Origin of the sequence: Synechococcus sp. BS55D (assembly GCF_004332415.1) — a bacterium.
GTDB lineage: Bacteria > Cyanobacteriota > Cyanobacteriia > PCC-6307 > Cyanobiaceae > Synechococcus_C.
Window position 1 is genome coordinate 628,377 of sequence record NZ_PHQT01000001.1, and the last position, 16,981, is coordinate 645,357.

Genomic DNA, 16,981 nt, shown 5'->3' on the forward strand with positions numbered 1-16,981 from the left:
GGAGGAACGCACTGAAACAGGATTTAGCAGCCGGCCGCCGTAACGTCGTTGGATGGGTGACACCCCTGCTGCTGACAAGGCTGTCCCGTCCGGACAGGTGCTGACAGATCGCCTGTTGCGGAGCTGGTTGCGCTGTCGCCGTCGGGCCTGGCTGGATCGCCATGGGGATCCGAGCACCCGTTTGTATTCAGCCCATCGCACCCTTCAGCTGGATGATCAGCAGCGCAGTTTCGTGGCCTTGCTGCCTGAGAAACCCGCTCGGGGACTCGCTGCCTTGGAGCAGGGGGCGGCGGCGGCCGTGGGGGTGCGTCTCAGGGGGCCCGGCCCGGCCGGGTGGTGGCTTGAGGCCCATCCACCCCTCCTGCAGCGGGTGTCAGGCCAGAGCCGCTGGGGCTCCTTCGCCTATTGGCCAGTGCTCGCCCGTCAGGGGCGTCGGTTGACCCGAGAACATCGCCTGCCGCTGGCCCTGGCCGGCCGGCTGCTGGAGCCGCTGCAAGGGGCGGCAGTGCCCGAGGCGCTGGCGGTGGCCGGTGCCGGACGCCGATTGGAGAAGGAACGTCTGCCTCTCAACAGCAGCCTGCAGCGCCAGCTGGATGAAGCCCTGCGCAAGCTGGCTCAGGATTTGCTTCGGCCCAATCCACCGGCCCTTGCGGCGGATCGTCGCAAGTGCACGCTGTGTAGCTGGCGCGGGGTCTGTAATGCCGAGGCGGCTGCGGAGGGGCACCTCAGCGAAGTGAGTGGCATTGGTGCCAAGAGGCGAGAGATGCTGCAAGAGCTTGGATTTGCCCGATTGGCCGATCTGGCGGCTGCCGACCCGCAGCAGTTGGCCCTGCAGCTGGAACGCTTCGGTGAGCAGCATGGTGCCATCGCGGCTCCGCTCGTGGCTCAGGCCAGGGCCCAGCGCGATGGCAGGGTCGAACACCTGGGGTCAGGCCCGGCTTTGCCGGAGCTGGGTTCTGCTCCTGGGGTTTTGCTCTACGACATTGAGTCGGATCCCGATGCCCGCGACGACTTCCTGCATGGGTTTGTGCGTCTGCCGCGCTCTGATACCGGTGGGTGGGATCTGGCTGCAGCCACCTACCACCCAGTGCTGGTGCTCCAGGAGCACGGGGAAACGCGCTGTTGGGAGCGTTTGCAGGCTTTTCTGAGTTGCTATTCCGACTGGCCGCTTCTGCATTACGGCGAAACGGAATCCCTGGCCCTCGTGCGGATGGCCCAGCGGCAAGGGCGCGCAGAGGGGGAGCTGGCGACCCTTCGCGCGCGAATGGTCGATGTGCATGACCGTCTTCGCCGGCACTGGCGCCTGCCACTCAACAGTTATGGACTCAAAACCGTGGCCGCCTGGCGCGGCTTCCGCTGGAGGCAGCAGGGTGTCGATGGAGCTCGTGCCCTGCTCTGGTGGCGGCAGTGGCGTGGTTCCGGCCGGCACGATCGCGGCCATGTGCAGGCCTTGCGCTGGATCTTTACCTACAACCACGACGACAGCCTGGCCACCTGGACCGTGGCGCAATGGTTGCTCTGTCAGGACAGGCTGTTAGATCAGAACAGCCTGTTAGATCAGGACAGCTTGCTGGATCAAGACAGCTCAGGATCCCGGAAGCCAGCGGGCATCTCCAGCTGAATCTCGACGGGATGCTCCGTGGCGAGACCTGCCAGTTGAAGATGGCTGGCCTCCAGTGCGGCTCGGCGCACCAGGGCCAGACCCTGATAACGGCCTTCACTGGCCAGCACTGACGTGATCACCCCGGCTCGTTCATCGCCCTGCAGCAGTTGTTGGCCGGCGGCAATCGTCAGGGGTTCAGCCGTGGTGGTGGCTTCGGCGGGCAGCTGCCAGCAGCGCAACTGCTGTTTGACCCCCTGACGGCCGGCCACTTTGGCGATGGTTTCCTGACCCAGGTAGCAGCCTTTGCTGAGGCTCAGCCACTCCCCCAGGCCGAGTTCAAGGGGATTGGTCTCTCCGTTGAGTTCTCCGGTGCCGAGGGGCAGTCCCAGCCCAAGGCGCCAGCGTTCGAGTTCTTCAGTACTCGCAGTCGTTAGGGCGGAGGCAGCAGCGATGGCGGTCGATTGGCTTGATGCGGTCTCAGACCTTGAGGCGTCGCCCGACCACTGCACGTCCTCGTGCCAGCTGGTGTCGCTCAGCTCGGAGCGCAGGCGCTGTTGTCGATGCTGTTGTTTGATCGGCAGCAGGCGTACCCGGTCGGCGGGGAAGATCACCCGATCGAAGCCCGAGGCCAGGGCCTCGGCATCACCGGCCAGCACAAGAACGTCAGCGCCGCCGCTATCCAGTCGGATCTCGAGCAGGGCCTGCAGGCGGCCGGTGGCACTGAGCCAGCAGCTGCGGATCAGTTGGCTCTCGTTGGCCCCGTTCACGTCCGCACTGGTCTGGCCGTGAAGGAAGGCCCGGGTGCCGCTGCCCTCGAGCCGCAGCAGCGGAAACCAGGCCTCCCAGAGCTTGTCGGATCCTGTGCCGTTCATGCCGCCAGCTCCTTCGCCCTGGAAGCCACCTGTTCGAGACGGAACAGGCTCATCAGCTCCAGATCGGCAGCGGCCATCGCTGCCGCACCCCCCTCCTCGCGGTCGACGATCGTCACGACCCGATTCACCACAAAGCCGGCATCACGCAGCTGGTTCACGGCTTTGATCGAGGAGCCGCCCGTGGTGACCACGTCCTCGAGCACGGTCACGCGGCTGCCAGCCGGTGGGAGCGGTCCTTCCAGCCAGGCACCGGTGCCGTGGCCCTTGGCCTCCTTGCGCACGATCAAGGCATCCAGCGGTCTGCCGCTCTGGGCAGCGGCCATCGCGACGGCACTCACCAGTGGATCGGCGCCGAGGGTGAGGCCTCCCACCGCCAGCGCATCCGCCTCCACCAGCTGAAGCATGGCCGGCCCAAGCATGGCCAGTCCGCTGCCGCTGAGCGCCACCGGTTTGCAGTTCACGTAGTGATCACTGCTGCGTCCGGAGGCCAGGGTGAAGCGGCCATGGCGGTAGGCCTCTCGGGCCAGACGGGTGAGCAGTGGATCGCGCCCCTCGTTCTGGGCGGGGGATGGAGTGCTCATCAGGGCTGGTGCATCGCGAATCCTGTGTCTAGTTTGCGCTCAACCCTGGAAACCTCTGTGGCAAGGCTTCCCCTCTCTCTGGTCTTGCTCGCCCTCGGCGGTTTGGCAGCACCGACGGCTTGGGCCAATCCGGTGGTTTGTACCACCAGCCTCGAGGCACCGGCGCCATTGGGCCCTTCCACGGACACTGCTCCTGCACCGGTGGAGGTCACCCACTGCGGAGCGGTGGAGCGCACGGATCAGCTGGTGGTGAACCGCTTCTACACCTGGACAGCGCCCTACGCCCGGGGGGTTGACCTGCTCCATCAGGTCACCGATCTGCTGGGCATCGCCGTGGCCGGCCCGGAGGGCAACAGGGTGATGGGGCTTGGTTTCCCCGATCAGACCATCGTCTGGGACGGATCGGCGCTCCAGAACACCTACCAGGTGCTCCTGGAGGAGCAGAGCTCGCCAATCCCTTGGCGGACGGTGGATCTGAGCAGCGGTTTCAGCGGCAGCCTCGCTGGCGATCAGTCGGTGCAGAGGCTCGCTCCTGAGCCATCGTCGGTTCCGCCGGTTCGCGGCCTGTGGTAACACTTTGCAGGCACTGTTTTGTCGGCACTGTTTTGCAGCAGTGTTCGTCAGGCCGGTGAGGGGGTCTAGCAATCTGGTGAATGCAGCGAACTCATAATTCGCCTAAGGCGAGTTCGATCCTCGCGACCCCCATTTCATCCATCCAATGCGACTGCTGCTGCTGATTGTTCTGCTGCTGTTGCCAGCTTTCTTTGCAGCGGTTGAGGTCTCCCTGCTGCGGCTTCGCCCCAGTCGTGTGCAGGTGCTCACCGAAGAGGGTGTCCCTGGTGCACAGGCGGTCCAGCGTTTGCAGCGGCGTTTGCGGCGGGCCCTGCTGATGTCGCAGCTGGGCGTGACTCTTTCCCTGGTGGCCCTGGGCTGGGTGGCGCGTGGCCTTGGCCATCAGTGGTGGCCCCACGACGCCCAGGCTGGTCGCTGGTGGGACCTGCTCTGGTTTGTGCTCCTGGTGGCCCTCGCCACCCTGTTGGCCGGTCTGCTGCCCCGTGCTTGGGTGCTGAATCGTCCGGAGCGGGCAGCGCTGCGTCTGGCGCCCTTGCTGGAGGTGGTGATGCGGGTGCTGAGACCCCTGCTCACGCTGCTCGAGGGGTGCGGCACGGTGTTGCTCCGGCTCGTGGGCCTGACCCCCCGCTGGGATGCTCTCGTGCCTGGCCTCACGGCCGGTGAGCTGGAGACCCTGATTGAGACCGGTGGGGTGACAGGCCTGCGGCCCGATGAGCGCAACATTCTTGAGGGCGTGTTCGCTCTGCGCGACACCCAGGTGCGTGAGGTGATGGTGCCCCGCTCCGGCATGGTCACTCTGCCGGTGGAGGTCCGTTTTGCCGAACTGATGGAGGCCGTGCATCGCACCCGCCACGCCCGCTTTCCCGTGATCGGCCAGTCGCTCGATGATGTGCGCGGTGTGCTCGACCTGCGGCGTCTCGCCGAGCCGATCGCCCGCGGGGCTCTTCAGGAGAACTCTCCGTTGGAGCCTTATCTGCTGCCAGCCCAGCGGGTGCTTGAGACCAGCACCCTGGCGGAACTGTTGGCCCTGATCCGCAGCGGTCACCCCCTCCTGCTGGTGGTGGATGAGCACGGGGGGACGGAGGGACTCGTGACCGCAGCTGACCTCACCGGTGAGATCGTCGGTGAGGAAGTGGAGCCGGAACCGGCCGTTCCCGACCTGCTGTCCATCCCCGATCAGCCTGGCGTCTGGTTGGTGGCCGGTGATCTGGAGATCTTCGAGCTGAACCGGCAACTTGGCCTTGAGCTGCCGGAAGCCACGGATCACCACACCCTGGCGGGGTTTCTGTTGGAGCGTCTTCAGCACATCCCGGCCCCAGGGGAAGCTTTGCGACATCAGGGCTTGCACTTCGAGATCTTCGAGATGGAAGGGCCGCGGATCGTGCGAGTGCGCCTGCTCATTCCTGACGATCGAGGTGCGTCAGTAGCGGATCAGGAGCAGGATCACCGATAATCTGCCCCGATCCCGCGCCTCTGCCGATGACCGACCCCATGGTTCCGGTGAAGGTCGGCGTGATCGGCATCGGCAACATGGGCTGGCATCACGCCCGCGTGCTCAGCCTGCTCAAGGATGCCGAGCTGGTGGGCGTCGCAGATCCCGATGCTGAGCGCGGTCATCTCGCCACCGAGCAGTTCGGATGCCGCTGGTTTGCCAGTTACGAGGCCATGCTCAGCGAGGTGGAGGCGGTTTGCATTGCCGTGCCCACGCTGCTGCATCATGCGGTTGGTCTGGCCTGTCTGGAGGCTGGTCTGCATGTGCTGATCGAGAAGCCGATCGCCGCCAGCCAGGAAGAGGCGGCGGCCCTGATCGCCGCCTCCAGCCGCAACGGTCGCCTGCTGCAGGTCGGTCACATTGAGCGTTTCAACCCTGCCTTCCGTGAGCTGACCAAGGTGGTGGCCAGTGAGGAGGTGGTGGTGCTGGAAGCGCGCCGTCACAGCCCCCATGCCGACCGAGCCAATGATGTGTCCGTGGTCTTGGATTTGATGATCCACGACCTCGATCTGGTGCTGGAGCTGGCCCAGGCACCGGTGGTGCGCCTTGCCGCTGCCGGAGGCCGCAGTGCCGAAGGCCCGATCGATTACGTCAATGCCACGCTTGGGTTTGCTAACGGCGTGGTGGCCAGCCTGACGGCCAGCAAGATGAGCCACCGCAAGATCCGCAGCCTCAGCGCCCATTGTCGGGCGAGCCTGGTCGAGACCGATTTCCTCAATCACACCCTGCATATTCACCGCCGTGCCCACGAGTGGTACTCGGCCGATCACGGTGAATTGCTCTACCGCAATGATGGATTCATTGAGGAGGTCAGCACCACCTCGATTGAACCGCTTTACGCCGAGCTGGAGCACTTTCTCCAGTGCGTCCGCGGTCGTGAAACCCCGGCAGTGGATGGTCTTCAGGCCTCCCGGGCCCTCCGCCTGGCCGATCTGATCGAGCAGGCGGTGGAGCACCCCGGCATGGGAGTGCCCCTCAGCGATCCGATCTGATCAGCTCCCGCAGAGCGGCGATCTGCCAGCGACGGCAGTCGGCGGGCGAGGACCGGTAGAACTGATCCCAGGCGTCAGCCTTATGCACTCCGTAGCTGGAAGCCTCCAGCTCAGGGTGGGTCATGAGCCAGCCCACCCGCACGGCGTGACCGATGACCACGTCAAGGGCCACATCGTCATCGATGTGCACCGTTGGGTTGGTGGTCACAAAGGCCATCAGTGACAGCAGGCACTCCGTACAGAGCTGTCGGTATTCCGGTGCCGGGATGCGGCTGAGCAGATGCTCCACGAGGGTGGCGAAATTTTTCTCGCCCGGGGTCTTCTCCAGCAGCAGAGCACTGGTGAGACGGTTGCGTCGTTCGAGCTTGTCGCCGATCACGAGGCCGCGGCAATGCTGCAGCAGTGACCAGATCCCAGCATGGAAATCCTTCGGGACCCGTTGCAGAGAGCCCAGCCGGATCCGTTGCTGCAGCCAGTCGTCACCGCTGGGCGACTCCTCCAGGGGGGAGGGAACGGCCCACTGCACCGGACCGCTGAGGTGCAGGGCTTCATTGCGCTGCAAGGAGGCGTGGGCATGTTCAAGGTCGGCGAGCACCGCCCGTAGTCGGCGACCGATCGTATGGGGGGGGTCAGAGCAGAGGGCCTCAAAGGCTTGGTCCTGACTGAGTCTTGATTCCGCCGCTAGTTCGGCGGTGAGCATCAGCATCAGCTGCCCCAGTTGCAAGGTGAGCGTGCCCTTGAGCATCTGGGGTTCGCGGCGAGCGATCCCGTCGAGCGCGAGGAGCAGCTCCTGCTGCAGGGCCTGCTCACGGGAGTCAGTCCCGCAGGTGCGTCGGATTCTTGTGGCGATCGCCCCATTGGCCAGGGGGGTGGCCAGGAGGGAGTCGCTGCTGTAGCTGCGCCCGACCACCACAGTTTTCTGACGGGCCAGCAGGTCGATCAGCGCATCCTCCAGCTGGGGATGCACCAGGCCGAGCACTCCGGCGCAGCGGCGCACCACATTCCAGTCTTGTTGATGCAAGCCTCGGTGATAGATCTCCTCCAGCAGGCTGCGCAGCTCCACCGGCGATCCACTCGGACCGGTGAGAATCGCTTCGTCACCGAGATGGCGCTGGAGCAGTTCCAGCACCTCGGCTTGCTCCCGGAGGGAGGAGCTTCTCCATAGACGAGCCCGCAATTCCGGCAGGGAGATCTCATCGAGCTCCTGTTCCTGAGCGGCGGTCAGATCCTCCAGGTCAGTGGAATCCTGCAGCAGTTCGGATGCCGCTGCAGGGGGCTGGAGTGACCGAACCCTTCCGGGATCGAGGCCGGCTGGCAGGTCCAGCCACTGCCCCTGGCTTGCCAGTTGCTCCAAGGGGGCGAGCTGCACAGCAATGCCTTCCAGTTCACCGCTTGCCAGTCGGCTTGCCAGCTCCTGCACGGTCTCGAGATCCCGCTGAACAAGCACGTCTGGCAGGGGGATCAGCAGAAGCGGGGCGCCTGCGCCCCGCCAGTGACGTTGCAGCAGATGCAGTTCGTTCACCACGGTGTCCAGCAGCTGCTTTGGGTCATCCGCGAGGTAGAAGGTGTCCTCCTCAAGCACCGCAGGCAAAAAGGCCATCCGGGCTTCGCCCTGGCGGTAGAAGCGTGCAGTCGTGGCTGTTTCAGCCCGCAGGGGTGGATGGCCGCCGAGCCCCAGGGCTGGGTTCGCCCCCAGTTGCTGAAGTCGTTCACCCAGGGCATCGGAGGGCAGCACCTGGATGCTGCACCGGTCGGGATCGGTGACTGGGATCCCGCGGCTCTGCAGGCTGGCGCTCAGGGTGGAACTGGCTGGAACCAGGGCAACCAGTACCTGATCGGCACCGAGCTGCTGGGGCAGCCTGCGGCCACAGGGGTCCAGGTCTTCCGGCAGGAGCAGTCCGCTCAGCAGCATCTCTCCCAGCCAGGTCAGGCTCTGGGTCCAGAGCAGGGGCACGTTGTCGTTGGCCAACCGCTTCTGGCTGCCGGGGCTGCGTCGCTCCAGCTCCACTACCGAATCCGGCACCAGATACAGCTCAGGGAAGAGCCGTTGTCCGTTGTGCTCGACCGCTAGCGGCTGCAGCCGCTCCCGCCAGTGACGGGCGTCCTCCCAGCGCTCTTCGCAGCAAGCGGTAACCAGTTCATAGGCAAGGAATAGGGGCCATTCCGATTCGATGCCCTCAAACGTGGCGAGCTCGTCCCGTTCGTAATGAAGGCGGCTGATGTCCTCCACCACGGTCTGGTGACCATCACGTCGGAAGCGCTTGTAGCCATAGGCCCCCCCAAGATCGCGGCGGATCCGCTCGCAGGTGCGTTGCACAAGTTGGGGGTCTTCCACGGCCCAGGCTGGATAGCCCACCACGGAGAGGCAGGCGCTGTCTGCTTCCTTGCTGGCCGATTCCCGTGGCAGCAGACCCTGCAGGGCCCGTCGCAGGCGCACAACGGCGCCATGGGGAATCAGCGCCTGCAGGGAGCCGTCACCGTGGACCCCGAACAGGTCGAGGCCGTCGAGGGCCTCGAGGGCAGCCTTGGCCATGCCGATCGAACTGGCGTTTCGTTCGGGCAGGCCATGGTTTCCCTTGTCACCCCGCTCCCAGATCCCGTAGTCAGGCACGCGATAGGCCCGGGCCACGTAATAGATCAGGTTTTGGACGAAGTCGGCCTCGTGGCGACTCCGCAACACGGTCAGACCGCTGCGGGTCAGCTGGGCGAGCTGCAGCAGAAACAGCGAAGTGGCGTCGATTTGCAGATGCCCCCAGCCGTCGTCAGGCACCACGGTGTCGCCACTGGCGGTGTCGTATTTGGCGTGGAGTGCATCGAGGGGATCAAGGCTCTGCTTGAACCGCTCCACCTTGGTGGCCTGGCGCATCATGGCGTTCAGCAGGCCGCGCATCAGGGCGAGCACGCGTTGTTCCAACTCCCAGGAGCGTGCTGTGGCGCCGCCGTTCAGTCGACGATGGGCGAGGGCCAGGCCCCAGACGCACTGGATCGAGTACACACAGTCCCGTACCCAGGCGTCGCCGTAGTTGCCATGCACGGTGTGGGCGGTGCTGGCGGGCAGCAAGCCGCTGATCGGATGCTGTCGCTGCAGCACCACCTGATCAATGGCTGCATCAAGACTTGCGAGCAGGCTCCAGCGCGCCTCCTCGGAGCTGCTGTTTGGGTTGACGAGGGAGGGGTGCGACAGGGAGGGGTGCGACAGAACCATGACCTCCAGGCCGACCGGTTCTAAATTCTCTCCTGTAGCAGGACCGCGGATGGACGCCGTCAGTACCGATCCGTGTGATCAGCACCGTTGTCAGGTGCTTGGTGTTGGAGTGGATGCCTGTCGGGATGTTCACGCCGCTGCCATCGGTTTGCATGCACGAGGCGGTGGTCAGATCGTCACCCTGAATGCGGAAATGACGATGGCGGCCAGGGCCGATGCGCAGCTCGGCGCAGCGATTGCCGCCGCCGAGCTGGTGATCCCTGACGGTGCTGGGGTGGTCTGGGCCTTGGCTCGCCAGGGCGTGCGGGTGCGCCGCAGTCCTGGCATTGAGTTGGCGCGTGCTCTTTTGGCCTATGCCGAAGCCCATGGCTGGACAGTGGCTTTGATCGGCGCGGCGCCGGAGGTCATGGATCGCTTGCGCCAGCGTCTGGCGGCAGAGTTGCCGGCCCTGCGACTCGTGATGGCCGAACATGGCTATCAATCAGCCGAGAGCTGGCCACTGCTTGAGCGGCGCCTGCAGGTGCTGAAACCAGACCTCGTCCTCGTCGCCCTCGGCGTTCCCCGTCAGGAGACCTGGACCCAGCGGCTGCATGCCGATCAACCCGGACTCTGGATGGGTGTTGGCGGCAGTTTTGACGTCTGGGCCGGAGTCAAGCAGCGTGCACCGCAATGGATGGGCCGACTGCAAGTGGAGTGGCTGTATCGATTGGTGCAGGAGCCGAGTCGTTGGCGGCGGATGCTGTCGTTGCCTGCCTTCGCCTGGGAGGTGATTCGCAGGGGTGAAGGCAGAGCCAAACGACGCTGAGCTCGGCTTCAGGATTCAGCGGAAGCCGACGGAGGCCTGCCAAACGAAGGCAAGCAGCAGGAAGAACAGGGGAATGATCGGCAGGATGTCGACCAGCGGTCCGAAGGCCTGATAGGCCTCGGGCAGTTGGGCCAGCAGATCGAGTGTGGTGGCGGCCATCCCGGCGATGTCATGGGCGATGAGCGGACGCTACCACGTGTGATGGGCGGGAGACTCTGGGAGCCAGGGAGCGAAATCCTCTGCAAAACAACCGTCCCGGATCGCTTGCCCCATTGCGGTCGTGAAGCGGATCAGGTGGGTCAGGTTGTGGAGGCTGAGCAGGGTCAGTCCGAGCAGTTCATCGCTGCGGATCAGGTGATGGAGGTAGGCGCGGCTGTGGCGTGTGCAGGCGGTGCAGGGGCAGCTGGCATCCAGCGGGCTGTGGTCGTGGCGGAAGCGGGCATTGCGCAGATTCCAGCGCTCGCCATCGACCAGGGCGGTGCCATGGCGTCCGAGCCGGGTCGGGAGCACACAGTCGAAGAGGTCGATGCCATTGGCCACGGCCACCGCCATCTCCCGGAGGGTGCCGATGCCCATCAGATACCGAGGACGGTCATCGGGAAGTAAGGGTGTGACCTCTCTGACGATCCGGTGCATCTCCTCCACCGGTTCGCCCACACTCACGCCACCGATGGCGATACCGGGCAGGTCGAAGCCAGCGACTGTGCGGGCACTCTGCTCGCGAAGATGGGGGAAGCAGCCCCCCTGCACAATGCCGAAGAGGGCCTGGTCAGGCCGATTGTGGGCTGAGGCACAGCGCTCGAGCCAGGCGTGGGTGCGGCGGCAGGCTTCCTCCACGTCGCTTTCGCTGGCCGGATAGGGCGGGCATTGATCGAAGGCCATCGCCACATCAGCCCCGAGAGCCATCTGGATCTCCATCGACCGTTCCGGGGTCAGGAGAATCTTGCTGCCATCACGGGGGTTACGGAAATCAACGCCGTGATCGTCGATGCGGTTCAGCTCACCCAGGCTGAACACCTGGAAACCACCGGAATCGGTCAGCATCGGGCCGTCCCAGCCCATGAAACGGTGGAGGCCGCCGGCCTCCGCCACGATCCCTTCGCCGGGCTGCAGATGCAGGTGATAGGTGTTGGAGAGCACCATCTGAGCGCCTGTGTCCGCGAGCTGGGTGGTGCTCACCCCTTTCACGGTGCCAAGGGTGCCCACGGGCATGAATCGTGGGGTGTTCACCGGGCCGTGGGGGGTTTGGAAGCAGCCGCAGCGTGCACGCGTGTGGGTGCAGTGGGCTTCGATCTGAAAGCTGAACACAGGCCCCTCTGGCGCCATCCCTGACCTTACGGTGAACCCCTGCCCCCGCCCCTCATCTCTCCTCTGGCTGCCATGGCTCCGCTCTGGATCCGCGACTTCGCTGGCGCCTGGGTCTTCTACACCGTGTTGCCGGGTTGGCCCCGCCTTCAGCCCCGCTTTGAACGGATCGCTCGCTTCGCTCCCTGGATCGGCTTGGTGATCGGCAGCTTGCAGGCCCTGCTTTGGCTGCTGTTGGAGGCATTGGGCTGGTCGCCACTACCGCTGGTGTTGGCGGTGATCAGTTTCGGTGCCTGGTTGACCGGAGGTCTCCATCTCGATGGTGTGATGGACACCGGGGATGGCCTGGCGGCCGGTCGAGACCGATGCCTGGAGGCGATGGATGACAGCCGCGTCGGGGCCAGCGGCGTGCTGGCGTTGTTGCTGGTGCTCGCACTGCTGGTGGCAGCGCTGGTGACGCTGGCCCAGCATCAACCGTCCCTTGTGCCGCTGCTGCTCCCCGTCGTTGCGTTCTGGGGGCGCTGTTCTCCGCTCTGGGCGATGTTGGGCTTCCCTTATCTGCGCGAGGAGGGAACGGCGTCCTTTCACCGATCCCATGCCCGATCAGGCCAAGAGCTGATTCCCGCCGCAGCGGTTGTTGGGCTTGGGCTCGTGCTGTTGCTGCCGTGGCCGCAGTGGCGAGGGCTGCTGATCAGTGTTCCCTGCGGACTCCTGGCGGCCTGGGGAGTGGCCACTTGGCTGGGGTGCCGTCTGGGGGGGCACACCGGAGATACCTACGGTGCCTCCGTGGTCTGGACTGAAACACTCACGCTGGTGTTGCTGGCGCTTCTGCTGGGAGGGTGAGCAGGAAGGCATTGCCTTCCACCGGTAGCTCCGGGCTCAGTGTCTGTGGGTTGCAGAGCAGGCGCAGCTCTCCGCCTCGGTCTTCGGCTAGCTGCCGGGCGAGGGCCAGTCCTAGCCCGCTTCCGGATCGCTCGCGGCTGCGTTCGCCGCGGACGCCTTGCTCGAAGATCTGCTCTCGCTCTGAGGGATGGATGGCTGGTCCTCCGTCCCAAATACAGATGCCGCGTTGGTCGCCCTGATTGCTCAGATGCAGGCCTAGGGGCGCACCGGAGGGGCTGTAGCGGAACGCGTTTTCCAGCAGGTTGGCGATGATCTCGGCGACCACGCCGTCTTCTCCTGGACGCTCCACATCGCTCCAGTCAGGCCAGGGTTGCGGACTCGACCAGGAGCGTCCCTGGAGTGTCGCCGTCGCTGCGGCGCGATCCGCTAACGGTGCCAGCAGGGAGCGCAGGCTCTGCTTTTGGCGGCTGGGGAGCATCGGTGGCAGCAGCAGGGCGCTGGATCCCTGGGCTTCCAGCAAGCGGCTCTCCCGGCCGATCCCGTCGATGGCAGTGATGTAACGGTCCAGTCGTCCTTGCTCATCGAGCAGGTTCTCCACGAGGGGGCGGTGCTGGCTCTCGGGCTCAAGTCGGCGCAGGAGCAGTTGGGCATAGGTCCGTAGGGCGGCCAGAGGATTGCGGAGCTGATGCACGACGAGATCAAGCTGCTCTCGCTGCAGCTGAAGTTGGTGGCTCAAGCGGCTGCGTTCCAGGTCGAGGCTGAGGTTGTAGGCGAGGGCGCCCGCACAGGCCTCCAGGCGGCGATCGAGCCCGCGGGTCCAGGTTGCGGCACTGCTGCATTCAGCCCGCAGAGCCCCGAGCAGCAGGTTGCCTTCACGGAGGGGGTACCAGCGGCGTTCGGCGGCCGGTGCCCGCAGGGCAGGATCCGTTTCGACGGGCGGAAGCGGTGTGGCGCTGTCCGGCCATTGATGCACCATCTCAAGGCCTGGCTCCGTCCCGTCCTGGCCACGGGCGACATACAGCACGAGCCTGGCGATACCCTCCTCTCCCTCAAAGCAATCAAGCTGTTGCTGGGCAAGGGCAAGAAAGCGTTCGCTGAGGAGCATGGAACCCAGATGTGCCGTCGAACACAGACGGATGGTGATTACCCCGTCTCGGGGGTTGTCAATCAGGGAAAAAGTCTTAAGATCTGATGATCGACCGATAGCACGCCCCCTCCGAGAGGCGAAGCTTCGGCGTCAACTCCGCTGCGGTTGCGCTTTAGTCGCTACCAAGGCTACAGCAGAGGTTGATGCGTCCCCTGTTGTGCATCGGTTTCGGCCGGTGATGTTGATGCCGTGAGCCGGCGTCAGTGTGGCTCGCCACAGCTGGCGCACCTTTCGGATTGCTGACGTCTCGACGCTTTGCGTCTGTTTTTGCGCTGGTGTTCGTCCGCTCTGACGGGCTGCTCCGACGCTTTCCACCTTCATGCTCCCCAGTGGGAGTCTCTCGCCATGTCCAAAAAGCGCAAGCGGATCAGTCGCCGCCGTCTCGCCGGTCAGCGTGTTCTCGCCCACGTGCCGACCTACAACCTCGAAACCGGTGAGCACAAGCCCGTCACCGCCGGTCGTCGCTTCATTGCCGAAAACGGCATTACACCTCCTGCACTGCTGAAGGTTCGCCGCAACGAACACACCACGGATCATTTCTTCTGGGGAGAAAAGGGTCTGTTCAGCGCTCAGTACGCCGAAGAGAACCACTTCCTTTTCCCTTCTCTGCGCTCCATCGTCGACAACATTGGCGAGGACACCCTGTTTGAAGGCCTCGAGCTCGTGGCTGATGACTGGGAAGAGATGGAGGAGTACGAATACGCCTTCGTCTGAAGCCGTCCCCAGGCCTCAAACCACCACCATGGCGAGCAAGCCCTCAGAGTCTGGTCATGACCACCAGGCCCTGAGGGCTTTTGCGATGGCTGGCAGAGCTGCGGAGTCGATGGTGTGTCCGGATTCGCTGGCGACGAGGTCGGCTTTCGCTGCGTTGGTGTTCGCGTTGAGAAGGCTCTGGAGTTGAAGGCTGGCCTCAAACGGCACGATCTCATCATTTTTTCCATGGAGCAGCAGCACCGACGGTCGATTCGCCGGCGCTTCCCAGCCTGGATGGGGGTAACCGCTGCAGGAAATCACCCCGGCCAGGGGCAGATCACAGCCACTGAGCACGGCCATGGCCGCACCTTGGGAGAAGCCGAGTAACACGGTTTGCGCCAGCGGAATCCCTCCGCTCTCCAGCTCCTTCAGCCTGTGGCAGAGCGCTGCCTGGGCGGAGGGAACGGCTTGCCAGTCGGAGGGGAAGAGTCCATACCACTGGCGGCCCGATCCCTGGGGATGGGGCTCCGGCGCGCGCAGGGCGATCAGTTCCACCGGCTGGGGGAGATCCGCTGTCAACGCCTGGCCGAGAGGCAACAGGTCATCGGCATCCGCACCCCATCCATGCAGCAGCACCAGCCGCCGCTGCGCCCCTGGGGGGTTGAGCAGAAGTCGGTCGCTGGGGTTCGCTGCGGGCATGAACAGAGGCGGAGTCGCTGCTGCGTAGGTTGGCCCATGGAATCCTTCTGCTGCCATGGCTCCCACAGCCCTGCTGAGCGTGTCCGACAAGCGGGGGCTGGTGCCCTTGGCGGAGGCCTTGCACCGTCGCCATGGCTTCCAGCTTCTCTCGAGTGGCGGCACGGCTACGGCGCTCGAGCAAGCGGGCTTGCCCGTGACCCGCGTCGCTGATCACACAGGCGCTCCGGAAATTCTCGGTGGTCGGGTCAAGACCCTGCATCCCCGGATCCATGGGGGGATCCTGGCCCGTCGTGGGGATCCCGCCCATGAGGCCGATCTCGCGGCGCAGCAGATTGCACCGATCGATGTGGTCGTGGTCAATCTCTATCCCTTCAGGGAAACGGTGGCTGATCCTGCTGTCAGCTGGGACACCGCCATCGAGAACATCGACATCGGCGGACCCACCATGGTGCGCTCGGCAGCCAAGAACCATGCGCATGTGGCTGTGCTCACCAGCCCCGAGCAGTACGACCGGGTGGTCGTTGCTCTCGATCGCCCCGGTGGGATTGATGCTGGCCTGCGCCGTCGTCTTGCTCTTGAGGCGTTTGCGCATACAGCCGCTTACGACACCGCCATAAGCAATTGGATGAAGGGCCGGATGAACCCGGCCGACAGCGATGCAGGGCAACAGGACAGCGAGGAGGGCGGAGCAGCGCTGCCGTGGCTCGAAGCAGTGCCCTTGCGTCAGACCTTGCGTTATGGCGAGAACCCCCATCAGCAGGCGGCCTGGTACAGCGCACCCCGCCGTGGCTGGGGAGGAGCGCTGCAACTGCAGGGCAAGGAGCTCAGTACCAACAATTTGCTCGACCTGGAGGCGGCCCTTGCCACGGTGCGCGAATTCGGATATGGCACAGAGGGGTCCCACCCTGCGGAGCAGCCGGCGGCCGTCGTGGTCAAGCACACCAACCCCTGCGGCGTGGCCGTTGCCGACGGGGTGGCCGGGGCGCTCACCCGTGCGCTTGATGCTGACCGTGTCAGCGCCTTCGGGGGGATCGTGGCCTTGAACGGTTCCGTGGATGCAGCGGCGGCCCGTGAACTGACCAGCCTGTTTCTGGAGTGTGTGGTGGCACCGGGATTCAGCCCTGAGGCGCGGGAAATCCTTGCCGGCAAAGGGAACCTCCGTCTGCTTGAGCTTGCCCCTGCGGCGATCGATGCGGCCGGCCGCGATCACGTGCGCAGCATCCTCGGCGGTGTCCTGGTGCAGGATCTGGATGATCAACCGATCGATCCAGCCGGATGGACCGTCGCGACGCAGCGTCCGCCGACAGCCCAGGAACAGGTGGATCTGCGTTTCGTATGGCAGTTGGTGCGCCATGTGCGTTCGAACGCGATTGTTGTCGCCAGGGACGGACAGAGCCTGGGGGTTGGCGCCGGACAGATGAACCGCGTCGGTTCCGCTCGCTTGGCGCTCGAAGCTGCCGGAGAGCAGGCCCGGGGGGCTGTGCTTGCCAGTGACGGCTTCTTCCCTTTCGACGACACGGTGCGTCTTGCGGCCAGCCATGGCATCACCGCAGTGATTCATCCCGGCGGCAGCCTTCGCGACGCTGAGTCCATCAAGGCCTGCGATGAACTGGGCCTGGCGATGCTGCTCACCGGGCGGCGCCACTTCCTGCATTGAGGCCCTGAACCCCTAGCCTCGCCCCACGCTCCCTTCCCTCTTCAGCGCGATGACCCTCGCAGCCCTTCCTTTTGCCCTCAACTTTCTGCATCCGCTGATGATGTGGGTGTTATTGGCCGCCGGTGCTTATGCACTGTTCCTGGGCATCAAGGCCAAAAAAGTGCGCACTGGCACCCCGGAAGAGCGCAAAGCCCTGATCCCCGGCAAGTTCGCTCAGCGTCACTACCTCTGGGGAAGCCTGCTGCTGGTGGTGATGGTGTTCGGCACCCTTGGAGGCATGGCAGTGACCTATCTGAACAACGGCAAGCTCTTCGTCAGCCCACACCTGATCGTCGGTTTGGCCATGACCGGGATGATCGCAGCCGCTGCGGCGCTTTCACCGCTGATGCAGCAGGGGAATCTCTTGGCCCGTAAAGCCCATGTGGGCCTGAATATGGGCATGCTCACTCTGTTCCTCTGGCAGGCCGTGAGCGGCATGGAGATCGTCAACAAAATCTGGACCAACCGCTGAGCC

At 64.9% G+C, this 16,981-nt stretch carries 16 protein-coding genes and 1 tRNA gene; 10 read left to right on the plus strand and 7 right to left on the minus strand.

What is annotated here, in order from left to right; translation table 11 throughout:
* The first annotated feature begins 52 nt into the window (after positions 1-52).
* Entirely contained in the window at positions 53-1,621 is a 1,569-nt protein-coding gene (locus tag CWE16_RS03025; protein WP_131592796.1) for a TM0106 family RecB-like putative nuclease, read from the plus strand.
* On the opposite strand, the gene ygfZ is transcribed toward CWE16_RS03025, so the two are convergent.
* Entirely contained in the window at positions 1,576-2,475 is a 900-nt protein-coding gene (gene ygfZ, locus CWE16_RS03030; protein ID WP_131592798.1) for a CAF17-like 4Fe-4S cluster assembly/insertion protein YgfZ, read from the minus strand. The genes CWE16_RS03025 and ygfZ overlap by 46 nt on opposite strands.
* A complete protein-coding gene (pyrE, locus tag CWE16_RS03035) occupies positions 2,472-3,056 on the minus strand; it encodes an orotate phosphoribosyltransferase (protein ID WP_131592800.1) in 585 nt (194 codons plus the stop codon). Before pyrE ends, ygfZ begins: the two co-directional genes overlap by 4 nt.
* A gap of 57 nt (positions 3,057-3,113) precedes the next feature.
* Between pyrE and CWE16_RS03040 the strand changes: the two genes are divergently transcribed.
* From CWE16_RS03040 to CWE16_RS03050, 4 genes are all read left to right on the plus strand, one after another.
* Entirely contained in the window at positions 3,114-3,629 is a 516-nt protein-coding gene (locus CWE16_RS03040) for an occludin/ELL family protein (RefSeq protein ID WP_236629530.1), read from the plus strand.
* Between the two features lie 59 nt (positions 3,630-3,688).
* Positions 3,689-3,761, plus strand: a tRNA-Ile gene (locus CWE16_RS11965).
* A gap of 13 nt (positions 3,762-3,774) precedes the next feature.
* Entirely contained in the window at positions 3,775-5,082 is a 1,308-nt protein-coding gene (locus CWE16_RS03045; protein ID WP_131592802.1) for a hemolysin family protein, read from the plus strand.
* Positions 5,083-5,108: 26 nt separating this feature from the next.
* Positions 5,109-6,113, plus strand: a complete 1,005-nt coding sequence (locus tag CWE16_RS03050) for a Gfo/Idh/MocA family protein (protein ID WP_131592804.1) — start codon at positions 5,109-5,111, stop codon at positions 6,111-6,113.
* On the opposite strand, the gene CWE16_RS03055 is transcribed toward CWE16_RS03050, so the two are convergent.
* Positions 6,097-9,318 carry a glycoside hydrolase family 15 protein gene (locus tag CWE16_RS03055; protein WP_131592806.1) on the minus strand — a complete coding sequence of 1,074 codons (3,222 nt, stop codon included), beginning with the start codon at positions 9,316-9,318 and terminating at the stop codon, positions 6,097-6,099. The two genes, CWE16_RS03050 and CWE16_RS03055, sit on opposite strands and share 17 nt — an antisense overlap.
* A 49-nt stretch (positions 9,319-9,367) precedes the next feature.
* On the opposite strand from CWE16_RS03055, the gene CWE16_RS03060 reads away from it, so the two are divergent.
* The gene (locus CWE16_RS03060; RefSeq protein WP_131592808.1) at positions 9,368-10,123 is read left to right on the plus strand and encodes a WecB/TagA/CpsF family glycosyltransferase; all 756 of its coding nucleotides are present in this window, start codon (positions 9,368-9,370) and stop codon (positions 10,121-10,123) included.
* A 15-nt stretch (positions 10,124-10,138) separates the two neighbouring features.
* On the opposite strand, the gene CWE16_RS03065 is transcribed toward CWE16_RS03060, so the two are convergent.
* Entirely contained in the window at positions 10,139-10,282 is a 144-nt protein-coding gene (locus CWE16_RS03065; RefSeq protein WP_007100770.1) for a photosystem II reaction center protein K, read from the minus strand.
* 30 nt (positions 10,283-10,312) lie between these two features.
* Complete coding sequence (gene tgt, locus CWE16_RS03070) at positions 10,313-11,431, minus strand: tRNA guanosine(34) transglycosylase Tgt (protein WP_131592810.1); 1,119 nt, start codon at positions 11,429-11,431, stop codon at positions 10,313-10,315.
* Positions 11,432-11,503: 72 nt separating this feature from the next.
* On the opposite strand from tgt, the gene cobS reads away from it, so the two are divergent.
* Positions 11,504-12,271 carry an adenosylcobinamide-GDP ribazoletransferase gene (cobS, locus tag CWE16_RS03075; RefSeq protein ID WP_131592812.1) on the plus strand — a complete coding sequence of 256 codons (768 nt, stop codon included), beginning with the start codon at positions 11,504-11,506 and terminating at the stop codon, positions 12,269-12,271.
* On the opposite strand, the gene CWE16_RS03080 is transcribed toward cobS, so the two are convergent.
* Positions 12,234-13,376 (minus strand): sensor histidine kinase, encoded by a 1,143-nt coding sequence (locus CWE16_RS03080; protein ID WP_131592814.1) that lies wholly within the window; start codon positions 13,374-13,376, stop codon positions 12,234-12,236. The genes cobS and CWE16_RS03080 overlap by 38 nt on opposite strands.
* A gap of 387 nt (positions 13,377-13,763) precedes the next feature.
* Here CWE16_RS03080 and CWE16_RS03085 point away from each other — a divergent pair, with 387 nt between their 5' ends.
* Positions 13,764-14,132: a DUF3155 domain-containing protein gene (locus CWE16_RS03085; protein WP_131455830.1), complete on the plus strand. Its 369-nt coding sequence runs from the start codon at positions 13,764-13,766 to the stop codon at positions 14,130-14,132.
* 54 nt (positions 14,133-14,186) lie between these two features.
* Here CWE16_RS03085 and CWE16_RS03090 read toward each other — a convergent pair whose 3' ends face one another.
* Positions 14,187-14,810, minus strand: a complete 624-nt coding sequence (locus CWE16_RS03090; RefSeq protein ID WP_131592816.1) for an alpha/beta hydrolase — start codon at positions 14,808-14,810, stop codon at positions 14,187-14,189.
* A 55-nt stretch (positions 14,811-14,865) separates the two neighbouring features.
* Between CWE16_RS03090 and purH the strand changes: the two genes are divergently transcribed.
* Together purH and CWE16_RS03100 are read left to right on the plus strand one after the other, a co-directional pair.
* Positions 14,866-16,467, plus strand: coding sequence for a bifunctional phosphoribosylaminoimidazolecarboxamide formyltransferase/IMP cyclohydrolase (purH, locus tag CWE16_RS03095; RefSeq protein ID WP_131592818.1), 1,602 nt, complete (start codon positions 14,866-14,868; stop codon positions 16,465-16,467).
* 49 nt (positions 16,468-16,516) lie between these two features.
* Positions 16,517-16,978: a DUF4079 domain-containing protein gene (locus tag CWE16_RS03100; RefSeq protein ID WP_131455836.1), complete on the plus strand. Its 462-nt coding sequence runs from the start codon at positions 16,517-16,519 to the stop codon at positions 16,976-16,978.
* Positions 16,979-16,981 lie beyond the last annotated feature (3 nt).

Bases quoted from the DNA above. Each gene is read 5' to 3' on its own strand.
- CWE16_RS03025 (WP_131592796.1), top strand. From the start codon at position 53: ATGGGTGACACCCCTGCTGCTGACAAGGCTGTCCCGTCCGGACAGGTG.
- ygfZ (WP_131592798.1), bottom strand. From the start codon at position 2,475: ATGAACGGCACAGGATCCGACAAGCTCTGGGAGGCCTGGTTTCCGCTG.
- pyrE (WP_131592800.1), bottom strand. From the start codon at position 3,056: ATGAGCACTCCATCCCCCGCCCAGAACGAGGGGCGCGATCCACTGCTC.
- CWE16_RS03045 (WP_131592802.1), top strand. From the start codon at position 3,775: ATGCGACTGCTGCTGCTGATTGTTCTGCTGCTGTTGCCAGCTTTCTTT.
- CWE16_RS03050 (WP_131592804.1), top strand. From the start codon at position 5,109: ATGACCGACCCCATGGTTCCGGTGAAGGTCGGCGTGATCGGCATCGGC.
- CWE16_RS03055 (WP_131592806.1), bottom strand. From the start codon at position 9,318: ATGGTTCTGTCGCACCCCTCCCTGTCGCACCCCTCCCTCGTCAACCCA.
- CWE16_RS03060 (WP_131592808.1), top strand. From the start codon at position 9,368: ATGGACGCCGTCAGTACCGATCCGTGTGATCAGCACCGTTGTCAGGTG.
- CWE16_RS03065 (WP_007100770.1), bottom strand. From the start codon at position 10,282: ATGGCCGCCACCACACTCGATCTGCTGGCCCAACTGCCCGAGGCCTAT.
- cobS (WP_131592812.1), top strand. From the start codon at position 11,504: ATGGCTCCGCTCTGGATCCGCGACTTCGCTGGCGCCTGGGTCTTCTAC.
- CWE16_RS03080 (WP_131592814.1), bottom strand. From the start codon at position 13,376: ATGCTCCTCAGCGAACGCTTTCTTGCCCTTGCCCAGCAACAGCTTGAT.
- CWE16_RS03085 (WP_131455830.1), top strand. From the start codon at position 13,764: ATGTCCAAAAAGCGCAAGCGGATCAGTCGCCGCCGTCTCGCCGGTCAG.
- CWE16_RS03090 (WP_131592816.1), bottom strand. From the start codon at position 14,810: ATGCCCGCAGCGAACCCCAGCGACCGACTTCTGCTCAACCCCCCAGGG.
- purH (WP_131592818.1), top strand. From the start codon at position 14,866: ATGGCTCCCACAGCCCTGCTGAGCGTGTCCGACAAGCGGGGGCTGGTG.
- CWE16_RS03100 (WP_131455836.1), top strand. From the start codon at position 16,517: ATGACCCTCGCAGCCCTTCCTTTTGCCCTCAACTTTCTGCATCCGCTG.